Raw genomic sequence first — 5,017 nt, forward strand, 5'->3', positions numbered from 1 at the left:
AAAACCCTTGATGAAGTAAGTGACTTTATTACACTTGAACTTAGCAACCTCACAGAACAAAGCATAAAAAAAACATGTGGATTTGGGTATGTTTTTTCAAATATAAATTGGACTAATTAATATTTATAATTGGTATTATTATCCTTTTTCCTGCTTTCTGTTACTGCGGCTGCCTCCTTTTTTCATACTTTTATTTAACGTGAATTTCAACCTGAAAGAAATAGCCACCATTAGCATGGTGTTATTCGCCGTTATTGATGTAGTGGGTAGCCTACCAATACTGCTCGACATAAAGTCAAAAGTTGGCTCCATTCAATCGGGGAAAGCTACGTTGGTGTCGGGAGGTATTATGGTTGCCTTTCTTTTTGTCGGTCAATCCATCCTCAATTTGATCGGTATAGATGTAAACTCTTTCGCCATTGCAGGATCATTTATTTTATTCTTCCTTGCTTTGGAAATGATATTGGGTGTAAAATTTTACAAAGATGATACACCGGCCACCGCGTCAATAGTGCCCATTGCCTTTCCTATACTTGCAGGTGCCGGAACACTTACAACACTTCTTTCTATCCGTGCGCAGTATCACATTGAGAATATCGTTGTTTCTATTTTAATAAACCTTGTATTTGTTTACGCTGTTTTAAAAAACATGTATCGCATCGAAAAAATACTTGGTCCCGGTGGTATTAATATTTTGAGAAAAGTGTTTGGAATAATATTACTGGCCATCGCCGTAAAATTATTCCGCAGTAACCTGGGAGTATAATTTTTTGATATGCTAGTTATAATTTGTTTAATTGCGCTGTTCGCTTCACTGCTCACTTTTTTTTCCGGTTTCGGGCTTGGGACTATTTTAACACCCGTCTTCGCGGTTTTTTTTCCTGTTGAAATAGCCATTTCATTGACTGCCGTGGTTCACCTGTTGAATAATGTATTTAAAATGGTATTGGTCGGTTTTACAAAGGAATGGGGTATTATTCTCCGTTTTGGTGTGCCTTCCATGATCGCTTCTTTTATCGGAGCCTGGGTGCTGAAGGATCTGTCCGATATTCAAACCGTCTACCAATATTCTTTAGGAACTTTAACTGTCGCAACCACACCTATAAAAATGTGTATTGCATTATTGATCATCATTTTCACATTATTTGAAATAATTCCCCGTCTTCAAAAAATTCAATTTGATAAAAGCTATCTCAGCCTTGGAGGATTCATAAGCGGATTTTTTGGCGGACTTTCGGGTAACCAGGGGGCATTACGGAGTATGTTTCTGATAAAAGCCGGGTTAAGCAAAGAAAGTTTTATTGCCACTGGAATTTTTATTGCCTGTATGGTGGATGCGGCGAGGTTGCCTATGTATTCAACAAAGTATTTCAATGCGAGTGTTTTGGAAAATAAATGGCTGCTTGTCGCCGCTACTTTAAGCGCTTTTGCCGGAGCCTATTTAGGCAGTCATTTTTTGAAAAAGGTAACATTGAAATTTTTACAGTATTTCGTTACTGTCGCGCTATTGATATTGGCGGTATTGCTTGGAGCAGGCATTATTTAAAAAAATGTTGAATCGGAGAAACACAAAATTGTTGAGTTCGATATTTCATTCTCCAACACAACAGTTCTCTATTTCCTCCTTATATTAGCTTAATGATCCACATCTACACTGATGGTTCTGCACGAGGAAATCCTGGTCCCGGAGGTTATGGCATTGTATTGATTTCAGGACATCACCGGAAGGAGATTTCACAAGGGTATAAGCATACCACTAATAACCGCATGGAATTGTTAAGCGTTATTGTTGCGCTAGAAATGTTGAAAAAGGACGGAAGTGAAGTAATTATTTTTTCTGACTCAAAATATGTAGTGGATTCGGTGGAAAAAAAGTGGGTATTTGGTTGGCAGAAAAAAGGGTTTAAAGAAAAAAAAAATGCCGACCTGTGGCAGCGTTTTCTGCGGATTTATCCTAAACATAAAGTGCATTTTAAATGGGTTAAAGGCCATGCCAATAATCCCGAGAATAATTTGTGCGATGAATTGGCGGTTTCCGCGTCGCATGGGCAGCACTTATTAAATGATGAGGGTTATGAAGGAGCTTGAATTTGGTAGATTATTTGGAAGGTGAGAACAATGACGCTTTCATTGGTCTCATTCGTTAGTTGAAACCCTGCTTTGCCGGCAGGCAGGTATGCACTTTCAGTGCAAGACTTTCAGTTTCTAAAAACATTATTTTCTCTGTGGCTCTCTGTGAAACTCCTTTTTCTCTGTGTAATTTTTTTGTTACTCAGAGTTTCACACCTGTGTGCCAAAAACACTTCGGTGTGCAGCACAGAGGAGACACAGAGAACCACAGAGCATTTTTTATTTAGTATTGCGGAAAGAATTTCATTCTTTCTTTACCTCAACCTATGGACTTTCAGTCCATAGTGGTTTAGTTATTTTGAAACTACCAGCTTATGTTTCACAATATAGTTATTGGAGGAGGCGATCACATAGTATACACCCGGAGAAATGTTGTCATTATTTACAGTAAGATAATTTGCCGAACCGGTATCGGATGACACATCAACCTTCGAAAAATAAACCTCTTTGCCAAGTATATTAAGCATTACAATTAAAACTCCGTCTTCGGGCCGGTAATTTCTCACATCAATTGTAAATGTTCCGTTGTTGGGGTTAGGAAACAAATTCATTGAAAGATTTTTTGTCCGGTTGGATGAAACAACAGGAGAAAAACTATACTTGCCATCAAAATCAGTTTGCATAAGCCTGTAATAATTCTGGCCTTCAAATGGCTTTTCATCTGCAAAAGCATAACGTAAATTTTTAGAGCTATTGCCCGCGCCGCTGATCTTCCCAATTGGCTCAAACGATACGCCATCCTTTGAACGCTCTATTGTAAAGTACGCATTGTTGGTTTCAGTGGCCGTCATCCAATGTAAATAATTTATACCGTTAACAGCTTCAACAGTCAGCAGTATTAATTCAATTGGAAGAGTGGTGCACCCGCTGCATGTGAGCTGCGTGCTATTCAGCGATCCTCCCGGCCCGCTTCCCGGACTAGCCCTTAAGCACATATAAACATTTCCGGAATTCCCCGCTCCAACTGTTCCGGAATAACTCCAGGATGTTGTAACATCTAAGGCAGCGCATGATGATCCCGGGCCTGTAATGTTGCCGCTTGAATTCCATATATTGGCCCGAAAGTAGCTGGAAGGTCCCCATGTCATATTTGTGTTGCCACTGTAAGTACCCCCGATAATTATGTAACTGTTGTTTATTATTGTGGTGGAGTTAGAGGTCCAGTTATTTGAGACATTTATTTGTCCGTTATTTGTTAATGTGCCGTTACTATTGGAGCTAATAGTTCCTGCATTAATTATTCCTCCGGCATTGTTGGTCAAATTCCCGGTACCGAAATAATTGAAAGTGCCATCTACGGTAAATGTTCCTGAATTGTCGTAATTAGGATTGCCGGTCCCGGTAATGCTTCCGGTAATGTGCACTGTGCCGCCACTTTTATTAATTATAGTTATTGAACCGGTAATATTCAGATCGCCATTGATGGTGAGTGTACCATAATTCACAATAGAGTTTGGACCACTGCTGGATATAATTAAACCACCCAAAGTTTGACTTCCGGAAGAATAAATAGTATCATACCAGGTACGATTATTGTTGACTGTCCATGTAGTGGAAGTATTGATTATTCCATAAACAGCAATTCTAAAGTTACTTGAATTAGGAAACCATGTTTCGGTAATGCCGCCGGTCCAGGAGCCTTGCGACGAGCCGGAACAAATATCATTTATTCTCAAAACGTTCGCATTCGAACCGGTTAAATTCCCAGACCAGGATGTGTTTTTTGCTACATAGTAATTTACACCGCCGGTCATTGAAAGGTCTCCGGCTCCGGAAACGGCAGTGCCGGATGTAGAACAGGAATTTTGCGCGTTTAATGAGAAAGTGGAAGCAATAATAACATATAAGAAAATACTACATAAACACCTTTTCATAATGTATTTAACTGGAAATTTCACATAAAGGGTACACTATTTTCACTTTTTTTAATTTAATTAAAAAAGTGCGGGCAGTCGTTAATAGTGCGACTATTAGCTTATTTGGACAATATAGAGGAGTGTTTACAGAATTATTTATTGCACTAATGATCTTGCTATTTTTACGAATCTAAAATATTCGAGCAAGTTTTTTGTTAAACTATCACCCCTTGCTGTATCAACATAAATTTTATTTTTTGCCCGAAGACCCAAATAACCTTTTAATATTATTATTCAATTTATAAATATAGGTTAATCAGAATTCGAAGGAAAACCATTTTCTGGTCAAAATTATAGTCTTTTAAACCGGCTGCTTTCACACTTCCGTATATTAGGAAAAATCAATGTTATTATAAGCGCAATATATACAGGTAGTTACATGCATTTAAAAAAAAATGTGAAGGAAGTATCCGTAATTGAAAGAAAATCTATCGGTTCAAAATTTAAATTCAATATGGGTTATATTAATTAACACAGTAGCTATTTCTAAAATCAAGTGTAGTTTCCCATTTGCTGTTCACCAAATTTGGACTCGATTGAAAAGCAGATTTATATAATATTTGGTAATATTCCCTTGTAAAATGGAGAGCATAATCTATATTTGTTTTTAACCTTACCAGCCAGCAATGCTATCTACGCCTAATATTTTCAATAACTCCTGTTTATGTTTATTCAAATAATACCTCGAGGCTCTGCCTCGGGGTGTGCGTGAGCTAAAGCATTACATTTGCGTTATGAGTGAACATATTCATAAGCGTCATAATAAAAGTTTGCTATTGTATCACATGGTTTCTCCGATAAAATATCGGAGGGTTATATTGTCTGAAGCAGTTGAAAAAAGCTTGGTCGAAGTATGTAAGCAGATTTCGGAGAGATATGAAATACATTTTATAGAAATTGGCGCAGACGACAATCACGTTCATTTTTTGATACAGAGCGTTCCAAGTCTTTCTGTTGAAATAATAGTTAGA

5 protein-coding genes are annotated in these 5,017 nt (G+C 37.8%); 4 read left to right on the top strand and 1 reads right to left on the bottom strand.

The window, feature by feature from the left end; translation table 11 throughout:
- Nucleotides 1-199 precede the first annotated feature (199 nt).
- The 3 genes from HYU69_16270 to rnhA all read left to right on the top strand — a co-directional run bounded on the left by HYU69_16270 (nucleotide 200) and on the right by rnhA (nucleotide 2,088).
- The gene (locus HYU69_16270; protein MBI2271898.1) at nucleotides 200-766 is read left to right on the top strand and encodes a MarC family protein; all 567 of its coding nucleotides are present in this window, start codon (nucleotides 200-202) and stop codon (nucleotides 764-766) included.
- A 9-nt stretch (nucleotides 767-775) separates the two neighbouring features.
- Nucleotides 776-1,546, top strand: coding sequence for a sulfite exporter TauE/SafE family protein (locus HYU69_16275; GenBank protein ID MBI2271899.1), 771 nt, complete (start codon nucleotides 776-778; stop codon nucleotides 1,544-1,546).
- A gap of 92 nt (nucleotides 1,547-1,638) precedes the next feature.
- Nucleotides 1,639-2,088 (top strand): ribonuclease HI, encoded by a 450-nt coding sequence (gene rnhA, locus HYU69_16280; GenBank protein MBI2271900.1) that lies wholly within the window; start codon nucleotides 1,639-1,641, stop codon nucleotides 2,086-2,088.
- 335 nt (nucleotides 2,089-2,423) lie between these two features.
- Here the strand turns inward: rnhA and HYU69_16285 are convergent, their stop codons facing one another.
- Nucleotides 2,424-4,004: a T9SS type A sorting domain-containing protein gene (locus tag HYU69_16285; protein ID MBI2271901.1), complete on the bottom strand. Its 1,581-nt coding sequence runs from the start codon at nucleotides 4,002-4,004 to the stop codon at nucleotides 2,424-2,426.
- A 776-nt stretch (nucleotides 4,005-4,780) separates the two neighbouring features.
- On the opposite strand from HYU69_16285, the gene tnpA reads away from it, so the two are divergent.
- A partial coding sequence (gene tnpA, locus HYU69_16290; protein MBI2271902.1) for an IS200/IS605 family transposase occupies nucleotides 4,781-5,017 on the top strand: 237 nt, incomplete at its 3' end.

The organism is Bacteroidota bacterium (assembly GCA_016183775.1).
Classification (GTDB): Bacteria; Bacteroidota; Bacteroidia; order JABDFU01; family JABDFU01; genus JABDFU01.

What these genes read in the sequence shown, in the direction of transcription:
- HYU69_16275 (MBI2271899.1), top strand. Translation starts at nt 776, where the DNA reads ATGCTAGTTATAATTTGTTTAATTGCGCTGTTCGCTTCACTGCTCACT.
- rnhA (MBI2271900.1), top strand. Translation starts at nt 1,639, where the DNA reads ATGATCCACATCTACACTGATGGTTCTGCACGAGGAAATCCTGGTCCC.
- HYU69_16285 (MBI2271901.1), bottom strand. Translation starts at nt 4,004, where the DNA reads ATGAAAAGGTGTTTATGTAGTATTTTCTTATATGTTATTATTGCTTCC.